Here is a 16811-nt window from a genome sequence, read left to right on the forward strand (position 1 = left end):
AATAAAGAAAAAGGCGGAAGCTGTTCGCGCTTCCGCCTTGCTCACGCGCGCCGCGTCGCGGCCCTTGCGCTTACTGGCGCTCCCACACCTGGGAACGGAAGAAGGGGCCGATGTAGCCGCGCACGCGCAGCTTCTTGCCGTCTTCGATCAGCTTGGCGCCGGAGGTGTAGATCTTGCCAGACTTGGGATCCAGGATTTTGCCGCTGCCCCACTCGGCGCCGTCCTTCTTCAGGCCCCACAGGATTTGCATGCCGTTGACCGGCTTGCCTTTGCGGTCCCCTTCGCACTTGTCGCACACCGCTTCCGGATTGGCGAACAGCTTGATGATCTTGCCGTTCAGCTCGCCGCCGGCGCTTTCTGTGATCTGCACCAGGGCCTTGGCCTGCTTGGTTTCGTCGTCTATCGTCTTCCAGACGCCGGCGGCGCTGTCGGCCAGCGCCATATGGCTGAACAGGCCCAGCGCGGACGCCAGGCAGGCGGCTTTGGCGAATTTGCTCATCTTGATTTCCTCGCGAATCGGACCGCGAGGCCGCGCCGCGAACGGGCGGCCGCAGCGGCCTTTTAATTATCTGAACGCCGCCCCGGAACCGCCGGCACGCCGAAAAGAAACGTTGGTTTGGAGCAGCGGCTCTAGGATGCCAACAGCCAATGCCGACGTCAAGAATGGAAACGAGGGACGATGCAACTCACAGGGAGATCTCGCCGCGGCCTATCCGCAACACCCGCCCACCCACCAGGATCTCGCCCGCGGCGTCCACTTGCAGATGCAGCACATTGGGCCGCGCCAGCGCCGCGCCCTGCTCCACCCGCCACTGCAAGGGCCCCAGACCGTTGAGCGCGCACCAGCCGCCCAGATTGGCGCAGGCCGAACCGGTGCCGGGATCTTCCAGCACCGCGCCCTGCTGTTCGAAAAACAGCCGCACGGTGGCGACGCCGCCGTCCTCATGCCACAGATAGGCGACGCTGCGCCCCGGCCGCAAGGTGGCGTCACGCACCAGCAAAGCGTGCACCGGCCGGGCGCGCAGCACCGCGCCGGCGCTGGCGGCGCGGATCAGCAATTGTTCGCTGCCGGTGTCCACCCATGTCGGCTCCAGCGCGATGTCCTCCTCGTCCAGCCCCAGCATCGCCGCGGCCTGGACGCGGCTGAGGCCGGCGTCGCGCGCGCTTGGCGGATTCGCCCGCAAGGTGTAAACGCCGTCGCTGTGGAGGATGGGGATCAGGCCGGCGTTGGTGCGCAACTGAAAGCGGGAATCCAGTTCGCCGCGCCAGTGCAGCACCGCCGCCGCGCCCAGGGTGGGATGGCCGGCGAAGGGCAGCTCCTGGCTGGGCGTGAAGATGCGCAAGCGCGCCGCCGCTTCGCCGTCCGGAAACAGGAATACGGTTTCCGACAGATTCATCTGTCTGGCCAGGAGCTGCATCTCGCGCTCGTCCAGCCCGCTGGCGTCGGTGAACACCGCCAGCGGATTGCCGCCGAAGCGCTCCTCGGCGAACACATTGACCAATTCGAACGAATACCCGCTCATGCCCCCTCCTGGAATCGATGACACGCCGCCGCAGCCAGTTTCTCTTCCACGCCGGCCAAGCGCTCGGCCAGGGATTTCCTGGCCGGCGCCGCCGCCGCGGACTGCCGCAAGCGCCGTTGCTGAAGCTCCAGACCATGACAGCGGCGGCGCGCTTTGTCCAGTTCCCGCGCCTGCGCGCGTTCGTCGCGGCGTTGCTGCGCCTGGCGCCGCCTGGCCTCGCGCGCCTCGTCGGCGGCCCAGCGCCGGCCTTGGTCCTGGTACTTGGCCGCCTCGCGGCGCTGGCGCTCGTCTTGCTCCACTACATTGAGCGGCGGCGGCTGGAAGGTTTCCGCCGCGCCGCCGTCGGCGCAAGCCCGATCGCTGTAGGCCAGCCGGCCGTCCGCGCTCCGACATTTGTAAACCTGGGCCCAGGCCAGGCCCGGCAGCAATAGCAATAGCGCGATCCGGACTCTCATGCGACCTCCACGGCTTAAGATGAGGAGTCCGGATAGTTAACATGAAAAAAGGCGGCCTGGGCCGCCTTGTGGTCTGACATTTGGAGCAGTTGGGCCGCTCAGAACCTGTTTACGATCTCGCGAGCTAAGGCGAGACAAGGCGAAAACGGCTGAAAAAGCGGAATGTACACACGGTACATGAGCATTTTGAAGACGTACTCACCGTGCCACGTCTCACGAAGCGCAGCAGATCGTAAGCAGGTTTAGAGTACCAGAACCGCTTCCGCTTCCACCAACACGCCCTTGGGCAGGCTGGCCACGCCGACGGCGGCGCGCGCCGGGAAGGGCTGGCTGAAGTACTGGCCCATGATTTCGTTGAAGGTGGCGAAATTGGACAGGTCGGTCAGATAGGCGTTGAGCTTGACGATCTGGTCCAGGCTGCCGCCGGCGGCTTCGCACACGGCCTTCATGTTCTTGAACACTTGATGGGTTTCAGCGGCGAAACCGCCTTCCACCACGTTCATGGTGGCCGGGTCCAGCGGGATCTGGCCGGACAGGTAAACGGTGTTGCCGGCTTTCACGGCTTGCGAGTAAGCGCCGATGGCGGCCGGAGCCTTGTCGGTGTGGATGATTTCCTTAGCCATTATTCATCTCCTTCTTTCAGGAACAGGGTTAATAAATCATTGAGGAAACGCTGGCCCTTGAGCGTGGGCCGCAACATCACGGCGTCGCGCGCGATCAGGCCTTGCGCCTCGGCTTGCGTCAAGGCGGATTGTATGACGGACAGCGGCAGGCCGGTGCGCTCTTGGAACAGGCGCAATTCGAAGCCTTCGGTCAGCCGCAGCAGATTCATCATGAATTCGAAGGGCAGTTCGCTCCGCCCCACCTTGCGGCTGTTTTGCAGGGGCTTGCCCTCGGCCACCGCCTGCAGGTAGGCGGCCGGCTGCTTGTAGCGCATCTGGCGGACGATGCCGGCATGGCTGCTGATCTTGCCGTGGGCGCCGGCGCCGATGCCGATATAGTCGCCGAACTGCCAGTAGTTGAGATTGTGGCGCGCGCGGCGGCCCGGCCGCGCGAAGGCCGAGGTCTCGTAATGTTCGAAGCCGGCGGCGGCGAGCCGGGCTTCTATCGCCTCCTGCATGTCGGCGGAGACTTCGTCGTCCGGCAGATTGCGCGGCGTCTCCACGGCGAACAGGGTGTTGGGTTCTATCGTCAGATGGTAGGCGGACAGATGGGTGATGCCGTAGGACAGCGCGGTGTCCAGATCGGCCAGCGCTTCGTCCAGGGTCTGCCCCGGCAGCGCGTACATCAGGTCCAGATTGACGTTGTCGAAGTGGCTCAGCGCGATGTCGATGGCGCGACGCGCCTCCTCGCCGTCGTGAATGCGGCCCAGCGCCTGCAAATGCGCCGGCTTGAAGCTCTGGATGCCGATGGACAGCCGGTTGATGCCGGCCTCGCGGTAGCCGCGGAAACGCTCGGCCTCGAAGGTGCCGGGATTGGCTTCCATGGTGATTTCCGCGTCCGGCTGCAGCCGCATGCGCGCGCGCACGCCGGCCAGCAGCGCGTCCATCGCCTGAGGCGAGAACAGGCTGGGGGTGCCGCCGCCCATGAAGATGCTGCTCAGCGGACGGCCCCAGACCTCGGGCAGGCTGAATTCCAGATCGCGCAGCAAGGCGTCGACATAGGCCATCTCGTCGAAACCGCTCTTGGGCTCGTGCGAGTTGAAGTCGCAATACGGGCATTTGCGCACGCACCACGGGAAGTGGATGTAGAGCGACAGCGGCGGCAGCTCTTTCAAGCCGACTTGACCGCCCAGCCCAAGCGCGGACAGCGAAATCTTGCTCACCTGCACGTCGCGGCTCCTTGCGGCTCCAGCCGCGCCGGCCGGGCGCTGAACGAAGGGACCCGCTTCATGCCAGCGCGCGCAGCTTGGCCAGCAGCGCTTGCAGCGCCTGGCCGCGGTGGCTGACGCGGTTTTTCTCCGCCGCGTCCATCTCCGCCACGCTACAGCCGTGCTGCGGCAGCCAGAAATGCGGGTCGTAGCCGAAGCCGCCGGCGCCGGCCGCCTCGTCGCGCACTTCGCCGAACCACATGCCGTCCGCCACCAGCGGCTGCGGATCGTCGGCGTGGCGCACCAAGACCAGCACGCAGTAATACCAGGCGCGGCGATTGGCCTCGCCCTGCAGCGCCGCCACCAGCTTGGCGTTGTTGGCGGCGTCGGACTTGGGTTCGCCGGCGTAGCGGGCCGAGTACACGCCCGGCGCGCCGGACAGCGCCTCGACGCAGATGCCGGAGTCGTCGGCCAGCGCGGGCAAGCCGCTCACGCGGCTGGCGTGACGCGCTTTTTCCAGCGCGTTTTCCAGGAAGGTGTGGTGCGGTTCCGGGCATTCCGGCACTTGCAGTTCCACCTGCGGAATCACTTGTATGCCCAGCGGCGCCATCAGCGCGGCGAATTCCTTCAACTTGCCGGCGTTGTTGCTGGCCATCACTAATTTGTCGAACATGAGAACTCCATCGAATGCGACGCAGCCCCGACGATGCCGGGGCTGCGGAATATCTATTAAAGACAAGCTTAACGGCTGACCTTCACTTCCGTCCACATCCGCGCCAGCGAGCGCCGCTCCGCCGGCGTCAGTTCGCGCAGCACCGTCCATTTTTTCACGGTGTCCGGCGTCGGATCGATCACCGGATGGCTTTTCAAATCTGCGCGGAAAAAGGGCGCGGCGGTCTTGACCGGATTGGTGGCGCCGTTGAGGTTGGTCAATTGGGCGGCGTTCTTGCCGTCCAGCATGAAGTTGATGAACTGATGCGCCAGGTCCGGGCGTTTGGCGCTGGCCAGCACCGCCATGGTGTCCACGCCCAGCTCATTGCCTTCCTTCTGCGCCACATTGGCGATGCGGAAGCGGCGCTTGGCCTGGCGCGCGTCCTCGGCGGCCTGGAAGAACTCGGTGGAGTAGCCCAGCGACACCCAGATATTGCCCACCGCCAGCTCTTTCAGATAACTGGCGTTGGAGAAGGTGGCCCAGTAGGGCTTGGCCTGCTTGATCACCGCCTGCGCCGCGCGATAATCGGCCTGGCTGGCGGTGTTGGGGTTCTTGCCCAGGTAGAACAGCGCGGCGGCGAATACTTCGCGCGAGCTGTCCAGCACCGTCACCTTGCCCTTGATCTTCTGCAGCACCTTGGGATCGAAGATCACCGACCAGCTGTGCGGGTCGATGCCCAGTTTCTGCAGACGCTCCGCGTTGTAGCCGACCGAAGTCAGCGACAGCACCGTGGGCACGGTGTAGCGGTTGCCCGGATCGTAGCTTTGGGACAAATAGGCCGGGTCGACATTCTTCAGATTCGGCAATTTGGCGTGATCCAGCGGCCGCAGCAGCTTCTGCTTGCTCATCGCCTCGATCACGAAGCTGGACGGAAACACCATATCGTAGCCCTTGGCCCCGGCCGCCAGCTTGGCCAGCATTTCCTCATTGTCGCCGTAGTAATTCTGCACCACGCGGCAATCACAGCTTTTCTCGAACTGGCGGAGGATGGCGTCCGACAAGGAGCCGCTCCAGTTATAGATGTGCAAGACGTCCTTGGGTCCGGCCCAGACGGCGGACGACAGGATGGAGGACAATAGGACAAGCTTCAGCGGTTTCAATTCAGATTCACCTCCAGACGGCCATGACCAGCATGGCGAACAGAAAAGGCGGCAAGCCGCCATGGCGGGCTCTCCCTTGGGAAGTCCCGCGACTTGGAACCTGTTCACGATCCGCAGCGCTTCGCGGGAGCTGACGCGGCGTCGAGACGCTCTTGCGCCACGCGCGGCTTCCGCCTTGTCTCGCGCTTGCTCCTTGGATCGTCAACACGTTCTTAATATGGCGGCGTCGGGCCCTGCCTCAGCAAGAACAGCGCTCTCGCCTTGCTACAGCAGACTCCGGCGCCGCGAATCCGTTCCTGGCCGCGGCGGCCAGGCGGTTTATTCTGTTGATTCCGCGCGGCGGGCGGCGCCCAGCGTCGCTTCCAAGGCCTGTTGCAGCAGACGCTCGTCGGCGCCGTCCAGCAGTTTGGCGTCGGACAGCATGCGCCGCCAGTTTCTCGCGCCGGGAATGCCCTGGAACAGGCCCAGGATGTGGCGGGCGATATTGCGCGTCTTGTGGCCCTCGGCCAGGCGCGCCGCCACATAGGGCATCATCGCGGCCACCACCTGTTCGCGCTCCGGCGCGGCGCCGGCGCCGTAGTAGCGCTGGTCCCAATCGGCCATCAGCCAGGGATTGTGATAGGCCTCGCGCCCCACCATCACGCCGTCCACATGGCGCAGATGCTCGTCGATGTCGGCCTGGCTTTTGACGCCGCCGTTGATCAGGATTTCCAGATCCGGGCGTTCCCGCTTCAGCCGGTAGACGTAATCGTACTTCAAGGGCGGGATTTCGCGGTTTTCCTTGGGGCTCAGGCCCTTGAGGATGGCGTTGCGCGCATGGACGATGAAGGTGCGGCAGCCGGCGTCCGCCACTTGCTCGACGAAGTCGCGCAGATAATCGTAATGCTCGATGCGATCGATGCCGATGCGGTGCTTGACCGTCACGTCGATGGACACCGCGTCGCGCATCGCCTTGACGCAGTCGGCCACCAATTGCGGCTCGGCCATCAGACAGGCGCCGAAAGCGCCCTTTTGCACGCGCTCCGACGGGCAGCCCACGTTCAGGTTGACCTCGTCGTAGCCCCATTCCGCCGCCAGCCTGGCGCAACGCGCCAGCTCCGCCGGCTCGCTGCCGCCCAGTTGCAGCGCCAGCGGGTGCTCCGCCTCGTCGAAGCGCAAATGGCGTTCGACGTCGCCGTGCAGCAGCGCGCCGGTGGTGACCATCTCGGTATAGAGCCAGGCATGCCGGGTGATCTGACGCGCGAAATAGCGGTAGTGACGGTCGGTCCAATCCAGCATCGGCGCCACCGACAGCCGGCGCGACGGCAGGCCGCCGCTCTCCTGAACCCTAGAATGCTTCACTCCGCTGTCCTGCATCGTATCCCTATCCACCCGAAAGCCAATCGCCGCTCAGCGTCGGCGGCCAGCCGGCCCGCCATCGCGCTAAGCGTTTGAAAAAAGGCATGAATTATCCTCCCGTAGCCGATCCAGGGTCAAGCATTGAGACAAAAACGCCGAGCAATCAAGTAGATGCGTCGCACAGCCCCAGGCAATTCCTCGCCGCAGGCAACTTTTTCAAAAATTGAATTTCATAAGGTTTAGCCTCGGCGGCCGCTTCTTCGCGCCGAGCGCGCCCTGGCAGGGGCGTCCGACGCGCAATTCATTACTAACAAAAACCATTCACAAATGAATATATTCACAAAAAGAGATCCCAGCCTCCACGGCTGTCCGCAGGTCCGGCCTCGCCGCCGGACCTGCGTCGCCAGCGGCAAGACGGGCCTGCCCGTCATTCCGGATGCCTCCACTTCAGCACAAGGTTGAACCATGTCCAAACCACTTTCCCTGCGCCTGCCGGCGCTGATGCTGTTGCCAGCGCTGCTGAGCGGCTGCCTTGAGCAGCCCAGCGTCGAGCAGCAAGCCGCGCGCATCGTCGAACAGATGAGCGTTCGCGAGAAGATCGGCCAGAAAATCATGATGGCCTTCCGTTACTGGTGCCCGGACGATCAGCCCGCCTGCACCGCCGGCATGACCGAACTGCCGGACGCCGCCAGCCGCGCGCTGCGCGACAACGCCATCGGCGGCGTGATCCTGTTCGCCAACAATCTGAGCGATTTGCAGCAAACCCGCCGTCTATCCGAGCAGATCCGCCGGGCGCGGCCGCAGAACAGCCCGGTCGGCCTGCTGATCGGTTCTGACCAGGAAGGCGGCAATGTCTTCCGCCTGCCGCGCCCGCTGGCCACCAGCTTCCCCGGCAATATGGCGCTGGGCGCCGCCTATGAAGCGACGCGGGACAGCAACCTCGCCCGCGACTCCGGCCGGGTGCTGGCCGCCGAGATCCGCGCCGTCGGCTTCAACGTCAACTTCGCGCCGGACGTGGACGTCAACAGCAATCCGCTCAATCCGGTCATCAATGTCCGCGCCTACGGCGACGATCCGGCCACCATCAGCCTGCTGGGGCAGGCCACGACGCAGGGCATGCGCGAGCAAGGCGTGATCGGCTCCTTCAAGCACTTCCCCGGGCACGGCGACACCGCCACCGACTCCCATTACGGCCTGCCGGTGGTGAACAAGTCGCGCGCCGACGCCTACGCCATCGATCTGGCGCCCTACCGCCAGGCCATCGCCTCCGGCCAGCCGCCGGAGATGATCATGACCGCCCACATCCAGTACCCGGCGCTGGACAGCAGCCAAATCACCGCCCGCAACGGCGAACGCATGATCGCGCCGGCGACGATGTCGCGCAAAATCCAGCACGATCTGCTGCGCGGCGAGATGCGCTATCAGGGCGTCACCGTCACCGACGCGCTGGACATGAAGGGCATCAGCGATTTCTTCGAGCAGGCCGACGCGGTGATCAAGGTGTTCCAGGCCGATGTGGACATCGCGCTGATGCCTACGGAGTTCCGCACCGCCGCGCAGGCCGGCCGGCTGCGTCAATTGATAGACCAGGTGGCCGCCGCGGTGGCGGACGGCCGGATAGACCGCGCCGAACTGGACCGCTCGGCGCGGCGCATCGTGGCGATGAAGCTGCGCAACGAGGTCACCCCGGCCGGCGAGGCCAAACCGCTGCCGGCGCTGAGCACCATAGGCGGCGCGGAACACCGCGCGGTGGAAGCTAAAATCACCCGGCAATCCATCACCCTGCTGCGCAATCAGGGCGCGGCGCTGCCGCTGCGCTCGCCCAGCCAGCGCATCTTCATCCTGACGCCCTGGGGCGAACAGGCCGAGGCGATGCGCCGTCGCTTCGATGAAAAAGGCTATCGCCAGGTCAGCGGCGCCAAGCTGAGCGCCACGCCATGGGAAGCGCAGAAACAGGCGATCGATCAGGCCGACGTGGTCGTCATCGGCACCCTCGCCACCGGCGTCAGCCCGGTGGAACGCAACGGCGACCCCAACGCGCCGGCCATCGCGCCGCGGATGAAGCGCAGCCTGCAGGCCGAGCCGGCGCCGGCCGCCGGCAACGGTTCCCTGGTCTTCAATGTGGCGGAAGACCTGCCCGCGCTGCGGACCCGCTTCGCCCGCAGCCTGTCCGCGCCGCCGCTCAGCGAGGCGCAGCAAATGCGCAATGCGATGGAATACGCCAAGCGGCAAGGCAAGAAGCTGATACACGTGACCCTGCGCGCGCCTTACGACGTGATCAATTACGACGATCTGGCCGACGCCACGCTGGCCACCTACGCCTACTACGGCTATGAGAACGGCCTGCGCGGGCCGTCCATGCCGGCGCTGGTGGACGTGATGCTGGGCGCGAACCCGCCCGGCGGCAAGCTGCCGGTGGCCATCCACGCGCTGGACGAAAACGGCCAGCCGGGCGCGCTGCGCTACGCGCGCGGTTTTGGGCTGAGCTTCTGACGAAGCATCGCTCTTCTTAACCCTCCTCCTGCGCACCGCGGCCCTCCGGCTGCGGTGTTTTCTTTTGTCCCTGCGGCGGGCGGCTCCGCCGATCCAAGGCATTCGCATTGAAATAGACACAATTTATACTGTATGAATATTTTGTGCGCTGCAGTATCATGAGCCTGAACCGACGGCTGAAGACGCCCGCACAACAGGGCCGCAAGCCGCGCGGAACCGGGCTACCCTCAAATAAGAAAGCAAGCGCATGGCCATAGAATCCAACGCCGTCCTACCGGACTTCGCCGCGTGGAGCATGTCCAAGGACTTTCCCAGCGGTCATCAAGTCGGCCGCCACCAACACCGCGAAGGCCAGCTGATTTTCGCCGTTTCCGGCGTGATGGAACTGTCCACCGCCGACGGTCTGTGGCTGGTGCCGCCGCAGCGCGGCGTCTGGATGCCGCCCGCGGTGGAGCACAGCATGCGCGCCCGCGGCACGGTGTCGCTGCGCACCCTGTACATCCAGTCCCCGCACTATCTGGCGCAATTGCCGCGCCACTCCAAAGCCATCGCCATTTCGCCGCTGATGCGGGAACTCATCATCCGTCTGATGCGCACGCGCGGCATTCCCCACGCCGATCAAAAAGAAGGCCGTTTGCTGGACGTGCTGATCGACGAAATCGAATGGTCGGGGGAAACGGCCTTGCCGCTGCCGCCGCTGAGCGATCAGCGTTTGCAGCGGGTGTGCTCGGCGATTCTGGCCAATCCCGGCGACCGGCGCGGGCTTAACGAATGGGCGGAACTGGTGGGCGCGTCCAGCCGCACGCTGGCGCGGCTGTTCCAGCAGGAGCTGGGCGTGTCCTATCTGTACTGGCGTCAGCAAGTGTGCGCGATCTCGGCGCTGCCGCGGCTGGGCGCCGGCGAGCCGGTGACCCTGATCGCCTCCGATCTGGGTTATGAAACGCCCGGCGCGTTTTCCTCCATGTTCCGCCGCATCATGAACGCGGCCCCCAGCCAGTACTTCTCCTGATCCCATCCGCGGTTCAAAGCCCAGCCGACAAGAGCGAGGCTTTGAACCGCCTCTTTTCCGCCCCGCGGACCCGCGCGCCGGCACGGCTTTGCCGCAGCGCAGCATAATTGTCCGTTTTGAAGCAGCAATTGTCCGCTTGCAAGAAGCCTGAACCAAACCGTTTCAATATGATAAATGGCTATTGAAACCGCCGTCTGGCCAGGTGACCATGTCCCATCCCAACTACGACGCCAAACGCTATTGGCTGCTGATTCTGGCCGCCACCTTTCTGTTCGGCTCCACCTTTCCCACCTCCAAGATCGTGTTGTCGGAAATGCCGCCCTTGTGGGCCGCGGTGGCGCGTTTCACCGCCGCCGCCGCCGGCATCGTGCCCATTCTGCTGTGGCAGCGCTTCCGCTATCCGCGCGCCTTCGTCCGCCCTCGCCCCTGGGGCGTGCTGGCCTTGATCGGCCTGTTGCAGACCGCCGGATCGATGGGCTTTCTCAATATCGGGCTGCGCAGCACCACCCCGGCCAAGGCCGCCATTCTGATGGCCTGCACCCCGCTGATCGTGGCCTTGATGTCGCGGCTGGCGCTGAAGGAAAAAATCCACCCTCTGGCCGCCGTCGGCCTGGTCCTGGCCTTCTTCGGCGTCGCCGTCTGCATCGGCCTGAACAAGCTGGACGGCTTCGGCGCCGGCGACGCGCTGGTGCTGTGCGGCGCGGCCTGCTGGGCGGCGTCCACGCTGGTGATCAAGGGCAGCCGCATCGTGATCAACGTCTGGGCGCTGACCTTCTGGCAGATGCTGGTGGGTTCGGCCTGCCTGGCGCTGCTGGCCTGGGCCGGCGGCGAAGTCCCGACACTGCCTCACAGCGAGCGGGTGCTGGCCGCCTTCCTGTGGCTGGCGCTGCCGGCCACCACCGGCGCGATGGCGCTGTGGTTCATGGCGCTGGACCTGGGCGGCGCGGTGCGCACCAGCGGTTTCCTGTTTCTGTCCCCGCTGTTCGCCACCCTGATTTCCTTCGCCGCCTTCGGCTATTCGCTGTCGCTGCATGAGCTGATCGGCGGCGTGCTGATCGGCGTCGGCATTTATCTGGTGTCCAAGCGCCCGGACGCCGCCGCGCAGCCGCAAACCGCCCCCGTCGGCGACAAGATCTGAACACCGCTGCTTTTTCCTCTTTCATTCACATGAGCGTTCCCACCATGCAAAAACTCATCATCACCGCCGCCGTCAACGGCGGCATCACCAGCCGGCAGAAACATCCCGGCGTGCCGTTTTCGCCGGAAGAAATCGCCCAGGCCGCCTATGAATGCTGGAACGCCGGCGCTTCGGTGGTCCACATCCACGCCCGCAACCCGGACGGCACGCCCAGCTACGACGCGGACATCTACGGCGATATCGTCCGCCGCATCCGCGAGCGCTGCGACATCCTGATCAATCTGAGCACCTCCGGCCTCAATCTGCCGCCGCAACTGGAGAAGAAGGAAGCCTGGAACCATCTGTCCTTCCGTCCGGACATCGCCTCCTTCAACTGCGGCTCGGTCAACCACGGCAGCAAGCCCTTCATCAATCCGCCTGAACTGGCCCGCGCGCTGGCGCTGGACATCCGCGAATACCGCGCCAAGCCGGAGATCGAGGTCTATCACCAGGGCATCATCGGCGAGGCGCTGAAACTGCAGGAAGACGGCTATCTGAGCGGCCCGCTGTGCTTCAGCTTCGCCATGGGCATACAGGGCGGCGCGGCCGCCACCTGCAAAAACCTGCTGCATTTCGTCGAAAGCATTCCGCAGGACAGCGTGTGGTCGGCGCTGGGCATAGGCAAACACCAGCTGGCGATCAATCTGCACACCCTGCTGCTGGGCGGCCATGTGCGCACCGGCCTGGAAGACAACGTCTATTACCGCTACGGCGAACTGGCCCGAGACAACGCCCAATTGGTGGAGCGCCTGGCGCGCCTGGCCGGCGAAGTCGGCCGCGAGATCGCCTCCCCCGCCGAAGCCAAGCAAATTCTGGGCATCCACTAAAGGACACACTACATGAGCACGATCGATCCTAATCCGCATAAAGAACACGGCCTGGAAATCTACGGCGCGCCGCTGAACCAGGCCAAGCTCGCCGTGGTGCTGCTGCACGGCCGCCGCCAGAGCGCCCAGGACGCCTACAAGAACGGCGAGGCCATCGGCCTGGCCGACGTCGCCTACATTCTGCCCATCGCCAAGGACCGCACCTGGTATCCGCACAGCTTCATGGCGCCGCTGGACAGCAATCAGCCCTCGCTGGACCAGGCGCTGGACTGCGTCGAGGCCACCATCGAGGAACTGCGCGGCTACGGCTTCGCCGACAGCCGGATCGTGCTGATGGGCTTCTCCCAGGGTGCTTGCCTGGCCGCCGAGTTCATCTATCGCCGCCCACGCCCGATAGGCGGGCTGATCGCCTTCTCCGGCGGCCTGTTCGGCCCCGACGAGGCGGCCTGGGGCGCGCCGTCCGCGGCGCTGGACTTCCCGGCCTTCTTCGGCACCAGCGACAGCGACAGCTGGATGCCGCTGGAGCGCATCGAACGCAGCGCCGAGGCCTTCCGCCGCGCCGGCGCCGAGGTGGATTTCCGCGTTTATCCGGACATGCCCCACCACGTTTGCGCCGACGAGATCGACGCCGCGCGCGATTTGCTGTCCGCGCTGTTGCAACCGCAAACCAGCTTGAGCTGAGAGGAGACCGCGATGACCGACGCTTTCATCTGCGACGCCGTGCGCACCCCCATCGGCCGCTTCGGCGGCGCCTTGTCCAGCGTGCGCGCCGACGATCTGGCCGCGGCGCCGCTGCGCGCGCTGCTGGAGCGCAATCCGGGCCTGGACCCGGCGGCGATAGACGAAGTGATCCTGGGCTGCGCCAACCAGGCCGGCGAGGACAACCGCAACGTGGCCCGCATGAGCCTGCTGCTGGCCGGCTATCCGGAGAGCGTCCCGGGCCTGACCGTGAACCGCCTGTGCGCGTCCGGCCTGGACGCGGTGGCGCTGGCGGCGCGCGCCGTCAAATCCGGCGAGGCCGAGCTGCTGATCGCCGGCGGCGTGGAGTCCATGTCGCGCGCGCCCTTCGTGATGCCGAAATCGGACAAAGCCTTCGGCCGCGACATGCAGATCTACGACACCACCATAGGCTGGCGCTTCGTCAATCCGGCGATGGAGAAACAATACGGCGTGGACACCATGCCGGCCACGGCGGAGAACGTGGCGCGCGAATTCGGCGTCAGCCGCCAGGATCAGGACGCCTTCGCGCTGCGCAGCCAGCAACGTTACTTCGCCGCGCTGGAAACCGGTTTCTTCGCCGAGGAGATCATCCCGGTGACGATCCCGCGCCGCAAGCAGGACCCGCTGATCGTCAGCCGCGACGAGCATCCGCGCCAGACCTCTCTGGAGGAGCTGGCCAAGCTCAAGGCGCTGTTCGGCCCGGAGTCCAGCATCACCGCCGGCAACGCCTCCGGCGTCAACGACGGCGCGGCGGCGATGATCATCGCCTCGGCCGCGGCGGCGCAACGCCACGGCCTGCGTCCGCGCGCGCGGGTGCTGGCCTCGGCCAGCTCCGGCATCGCGCCGCGCATCATGGGCGCGGGCCCGATCGAGGCCAGCCGCAAGGCGCTGCGCCAGGCCGGCCTCGGCATCGAGGACATCGACGTCATCGAACTGAACGAAGCCTTCGCCGCCCAGGCGCTGGCGGTCACCCGCGCGCTGGGCCTGCCCGACGATTGCGAACGCGTGAACCCCAAGGGCGGCGCCATCGCGCTGGGCCACCCGCTGGGCATGAGCGGCAGCCGGCTGGCGCTGACCGCCGCCGCGCAGTTGCAGGCCGGCGGCAAGCGCTACGCGCTGTGCACCATGTGCGTGGGCGTGGGACAGGGCCTGGCGCTGATTCTGGAACGGGTATAGGCCGGACGAGGCGGCCTTGACGGCCGCCGTCAAACCATACGAGGGGGGAAACATGCATCAACACGCCAATATCAAAAAAGCCATCCAGTTGAGCAACAGCTTCTGGGACATCACCACCCAGGCCGGCATGGCCAATATCGTCACCCGCAACCTGGGCGACGGCCGCCATGAGGCGGTGGCCAACGGCAAGCGCTTCGTCAATATGTCGTCCTATTCCTATCTGGGCCTGGACTCGCACCCGGACATTCTGCAGGCGGCGGCGGACGCGGTCTTGAACACCGGCTCGTTGAACACCTCGATTTCGCGCATCCGGGTGCAGTTCGACATCCTGCAGCAGGCGGAGGACGCGCTGGCGGAGCTGGTGGACGCGGAAACGCTGACCGTGCCGTCCTGCGCCGCCGCCGCCGCGGCCGCCCTGCCCCTGCTGGCCTCCGGCGCGCTGACCGAAGACGTGCCGCCCTTGATGGTGTTCGACAAGAACGCCCACTTCTGCCTGAACATGATGAAGCCGATCTGCGCCGACGAGGCCGAGATCCAGACCATACGCCACAACGATCTGAACGCGCTGGAAGACCTGTGCAAGACCCATGCGCGCGTGGCCTATGTCGCCGACGGGGTCTACAGCACCGGCGGCATGGCTCCGGTGCCGGAGCTGCTGGCGTTGCAGGACAAATACGGTTTGTTCCTGTTCTTCGACGAAGCCCACGGCCTGTCCACGCTGGGCCGCCACGGCCGCGGCCTGGTGCTGGAAACCATGGGCGGCATCAATGAGCGCACCTTGATCGTCACCTCGCTGAACAAGGGCTTCGGCGCGTCCGGCGGCGCCATCTTCCTGGGTCCGCGCCACGACGCCCAGCGCCGCAAGCTGGCCACCCGCTTCGGCGGGCCGGTGACCTGGTCGCAACGCATCAACACCGCCGGCCTGGGCGCCATCATCCAGTCGGCGGCCATTCACCGCTCCGAGGAGCTGCCGCGTCTGCAACAACGGCTGCAGGACAATATCCGCCTGTTCGACCAGCACGTGGCCTCGGACAATAGCGGCGAGCCGCTGCCCATCCGCTTCGTCTCCATCGGCTCGGAGGAAAACACCATCTTCTACGCCAAGAGCTTGCTGGAAGACGGTTTCTACACCTCGCCCATCTTCTTCCCGGTGATCGCCAAGGGCCGCGCCGGCCTGCGCATCATGATCCGCGCCAATATGACGACGCAGGAGATCGAACGCTTCGCCGCCTGCCTCAATCAGTTGCGAGCCGCCCATGAATGAGAAAACCCTGACCGCGCCGCCCGCGGCGCTGGCGCGGCCGGCCGGCCGGCTGATGGCGCTGGCCTGCCTGATCGTGTTCATGGCGCAGATGGCCACCACCGTGTATCTGCCCTCGCTGCCGGCGGTGATGCGGGAGCTGGCGATGAGCCAGAGCCTGGTGGAGATGTCGATTTCCGGCTATGTGGTGGGCGCGGCCTTGCCGGTGCTGTTCTGGGGCTCGGCGGCCGACCGCTGGGGCCGGCGTGGGCCGCTGCTGATTTCGCTGGCGCTGTTCGTGGTCTGCAGCCTGCTGCTCGCCTTCGTGTCCAACGCCGCGGAGCTGCTGACGCTGCGCGTGGCGCAGGGCATCGCCGGCGGCGGCGCGGCCATCATCGCCCGCATCATCGTGCGCGATCACTGGCGCGGCGACGATCTGGCGCGCAAATTGTCCGTGCTCTCCGTCGCCTTCATCACCGCGCTGGGCGGCGGCCAGTTCATCGGCGGCCTGATCGGCAAATACAGTCATTGGGAAGCCGGCTTCGCCTTGATGGCGGTCACCGGCGCCGTGGCGGCGCTGCTGACCATGGGCCTGCCGCTGCAAGCCGGCCGCCCGGCCGCCGCGGCCTCCGGCCCCAGCCCGTACTGGGGCATTCTGCGCCGGCCCGGTTTTCTGTGGCCGGCCTGCGCCGGCGGCCTGGGCTTCGCCACCACGGTGACCTTGCAAGAGGTCAGCCCCTTCGTGTTTCAGGAGCACTTCGGCCTGGCGGTGGCCGGCTTCGGCAACGTCGGACTGTTGATCGGCCTGTCCTATTTCAGCGGCGCCATGGTGGTGAACCGCCTGGTGGCCCGCGTGGGCGGGCTGCGCCTGATGCGCGCCGGCGCGGCGCTGCTGGCCGCGGCCACGCTGGCCATGCTGCTGGGCTGGCACTTGGGCCTGCTGGAGCGTCTGCCCGGCCTGTGGCTGTTCATCGGCCTCTACTGCCTGACCATTTTCGGCCAGGCGGTGCTGTTCCCCAACAGCATGGCCACCGCCGTCAGCGACGCCAAGGAGCACGGCGCGCACGCGATGGCGCTGTGCGGCTTCCTGCAGCAGGGGCTGGCCGGCATCGCCGCCACCGTCTCGGTGCTGCTGCATCACGACGGCGCCTGGACGTTGGCGGTGGCCGCCCTGGGCCTGTTGACCCTGTCGCAAGTGCTGTTCAAGGTGCGCGCGCGCGCCGCCTGAATC

At 66.0% G+C, this 16811-nt stretch carries 16 protein-coding genes; 8 read left to right on the forward strand and 8 right to left on the reverse strand.

Annotated features, from left to right (window positions below):
• Positions 1–70: 70 nt before the first annotated feature.
• From JC616_RS18750 to dusA, 8 genes are all read right to left on the reverse strand, one after another.
• Positions 71–499: a DUF2147 domain-containing protein gene (locus tag JC616_RS18750; RefSeq protein WP_227104759.1), complete on the reverse strand. Its 429-nt coding sequence runs from the start codon at positions 497–499 to the stop codon at positions 71–73.
• A 187-nt stretch (positions 500–686) separates the two neighbouring features.
• Positions 687–1523: a PhzF family phenazine biosynthesis protein gene (locus tag JC616_RS18755; protein ID WP_227104761.1), complete on the reverse strand. Its 837-nt coding sequence runs from the start codon at positions 1521–1523 to the stop codon at positions 687–689.
• Positions 1520–1978 carry a DUF4124 domain-containing protein gene (locus JC616_RS18760; RefSeq protein ID WP_227104763.1) on the reverse strand — a complete coding sequence of 153 codons (459 nt, stop codon included), beginning with the start codon at positions 1976–1978 and terminating at the stop codon, positions 1520–1522. Before JC616_RS18760 ends, JC616_RS18755 begins: the two co-directional genes overlap by 4 nt.
• Positions 1979–2220: 242 nt before the next feature.
• Positions 2221–2601 (reverse strand): RidA family protein, encoded by a 381-nt coding sequence (locus JC616_RS18765; protein ID WP_043642167.1) that lies wholly within the window; start codon positions 2599–2601, stop codon positions 2221–2223.
• Positions 2601–3788 carry a radical SAM family heme chaperone HemW gene (hemW, locus tag JC616_RS18770; RefSeq protein ID WP_256477427.1) on the reverse strand — a complete coding sequence of 396 codons (1188 nt, stop codon included), beginning with the start codon at positions 3786–3788 and terminating at the stop codon, positions 2601–2603. The genes JC616_RS18765 and hemW overlap by 1 nt, the downstream gene beginning before the upstream one ends.
• A 79-nt stretch (positions 3789–3867) precedes the next feature.
• Positions 3868–4461 (reverse strand): RdgB/HAM1 family non-canonical purine NTP pyrophosphatase, encoded by a 594-nt coding sequence (gene rdgB, locus JC616_RS18775; protein WP_107800416.1) that lies wholly within the window; start codon positions 4459–4461, stop codon positions 3868–3870.
• Between the two features lie 68 nt (positions 4462–4529).
• Positions 4530–5600 (reverse strand): ABC transporter substrate-binding protein, encoded by a 1071-nt coding sequence (locus JC616_RS18780; RefSeq protein ID WP_107800417.1) that lies wholly within the window; start codon positions 5598–5600, stop codon positions 4530–4532.
• A 318-nt stretch (positions 5601–5918) separates the two neighbouring features.
• Complete coding sequence (dusA, locus tag JC616_RS18785; RefSeq protein ID WP_227104767.1) at positions 5919–6941, reverse strand: tRNA dihydrouridine(20/20a) synthase DusA; 1023 nt, start codon at positions 6939–6941, stop codon at positions 5919–5921.
• 462 nt (positions 6942–7403) lie between these two features.
• On the opposite strand from dusA, the gene JC616_RS18790 reads away from it, so the two are divergent.
• The 8 genes from JC616_RS18790 to JC616_RS18825 all read left to right on the forward strand — a co-directional run bounded on the left by JC616_RS18790 (position 7404) and on the right by JC616_RS18825 (position 16808).
• Positions 7404–9431 (forward strand): glycoside hydrolase family 3 protein, encoded by a 2028-nt coding sequence (locus JC616_RS18790; protein ID WP_227104769.1) that lies wholly within the window; start codon positions 7404–7406, stop codon positions 9429–9431.
• Positions 9432–9678: 247 nt separating this feature from the next.
• Positions 9679–10440 carry an AraC family transcriptional regulator gene (locus JC616_RS18795; protein ID WP_199225921.1) on the forward strand — a complete coding sequence of 254 codons (762 nt, stop codon included), beginning with the start codon at positions 9679–9681 and terminating at the stop codon, positions 10438–10440.
• Positions 10441–10648: 208 nt separating this feature from the next.
• Positions 10649–11578 carry a DMT family transporter gene (locus JC616_RS18800; RefSeq protein ID WP_107800420.1) on the forward strand — a complete coding sequence of 310 codons (930 nt, stop codon included), beginning with the start codon at positions 10649–10651 and terminating at the stop codon, positions 11576–11578.
• Between the two features lie 44 nt (positions 11579–11622).
• Positions 11623–12444, forward strand: coding sequence for a BKACE family enzyme (locus JC616_RS18805; RefSeq protein WP_048415426.1), 822 nt, complete (start codon positions 11623–11625; stop codon positions 12442–12444).
• 12 nt (positions 12445–12456) lie between these two features.
• Entirely contained in the window at positions 12457–13125 is a 669-nt protein-coding gene (locus JC616_RS18810) for an alpha/beta hydrolase (RefSeq protein WP_227104771.1), read from the forward strand.
• 12 nt (positions 13126–13137) lie between these two features.
• Positions 13138–14340 carry a 3-oxoadipyl-CoA thiolase gene (pcaF, locus tag JC616_RS18815; RefSeq protein ID WP_227104773.1) on the forward strand — a complete coding sequence of 401 codons (1203 nt, stop codon included), beginning with the start codon at positions 13138–13140 and terminating at the stop codon, positions 14338–14340.
• Positions 14341–14392: 52 nt separating this feature from the next.
• The gene (locus JC616_RS18820) at positions 14393–15604 is read left to right on the forward strand and encodes an 8-amino-7-oxononanoate synthase family protein (RefSeq protein WP_227104775.1); all 1212 of its coding nucleotides are present in this window, start codon (positions 14393–14395) and stop codon (positions 15602–15604) included.
• Positions 15597–16808, forward strand: coding sequence for an MFS transporter (locus JC616_RS18825; protein ID WP_227104777.1), 1212 nt, complete (start codon positions 15597–15599; stop codon positions 16806–16808). Before JC616_RS18820 ends, JC616_RS18825 begins: the two co-directional genes overlap by 8 nt.
• Positions 16809–16811: the final 3 nt, after the last annotated feature.

Origin of the sequence: Chromobacterium rhizoryzae (genome assembly GCF_020544465.1) — a bacterium.
Lineage (GTDB): Bacteria > Pseudomonadota > Gammaproteobacteria > Burkholderiales > Chromobacteriaceae > Chromobacterium.

Excerpts from the sequence above, each read along its gene's own strand:
- JC616_RS18755 (WP_227104761.1), bottom strand. The coding sequence starts at position 1,523 with ATGAGCGGGTATTCGTTCGAATTGGTCAATGTGTTCGCCGAGGAGCGC.
- JC616_RS18805 (WP_048415426.1), top strand. The coding sequence starts at position 11,623 with ATGCAAAAACTCATCATCACCGCCGCCGTCAACGGCGGCATCACCAGC.
- JC616_RS18810 (WP_227104771.1), top strand. The coding sequence starts at position 12,457 with ATGAGCACGATCGATCCTAATCCGCATAAAGAACACGGCCTGGAAATC.
- JC616_RS18765 (WP_043642167.1), bottom strand. The coding sequence starts at position 2,601 with ATGGCTAAGGAAATCATCCACACCGACAAGGCTCCGGCCGCCATCGGC.
- JC616_RS18825 (WP_227104777.1), top strand. The coding sequence starts at position 15,597 with ATGAATGAGAAAACCCTGACCGCGCCGCCCGCGGCGCTGGCGCGGCCG.
- rdgB (WP_107800416.1), bottom strand. The coding sequence starts at position 4,461 with ATGTTCGACAAATTAGTGATGGCCAGCAACAACGCCGGCAAGTTGAAG.
- pcaF (WP_227104773.1), top strand. The coding sequence starts at position 13,138 with ATGACCGACGCTTTCATCTGCGACGCCGTGCGCACCCCCATCGGCCGC.
- JC616_RS18800 (WP_107800420.1), top strand. The coding sequence starts at position 10,649 with ATGTCCCATCCCAACTACGACGCCAAACGCTATTGGCTGCTGATTCTG.
- JC616_RS18790 (WP_227104769.1), top strand. The coding sequence starts at position 7,404 with ATGTCCAAACCACTTTCCCTGCGCCTGCCGGCGCTGATGCTGTTGCCA.
- JC616_RS18750 (WP_227104759.1), bottom strand. The coding sequence starts at position 499 with ATGAGCAAATTCGCCAAAGCCGCCTGCCTGGCGTCCGCGCTGGGCCTG.
- JC616_RS18760 (WP_227104763.1), bottom strand. The coding sequence starts at position 1,978 with ATGAGAGTCCGGATCGCGCTATTGCTATTGCTGCCGGGCCTGGCCTGG.
- JC616_RS18820 (WP_227104775.1), top strand. The coding sequence starts at position 14,393 with ATGCATCAACACGCCAATATCAAAAAAGCCATCCAGTTGAGCAACAGC.
- JC616_RS18795 (WP_199225921.1), top strand. The coding sequence starts at position 9,679 with ATGGCCATAGAATCCAACGCCGTCCTACCGGACTTCGCCGCGTGGAGC.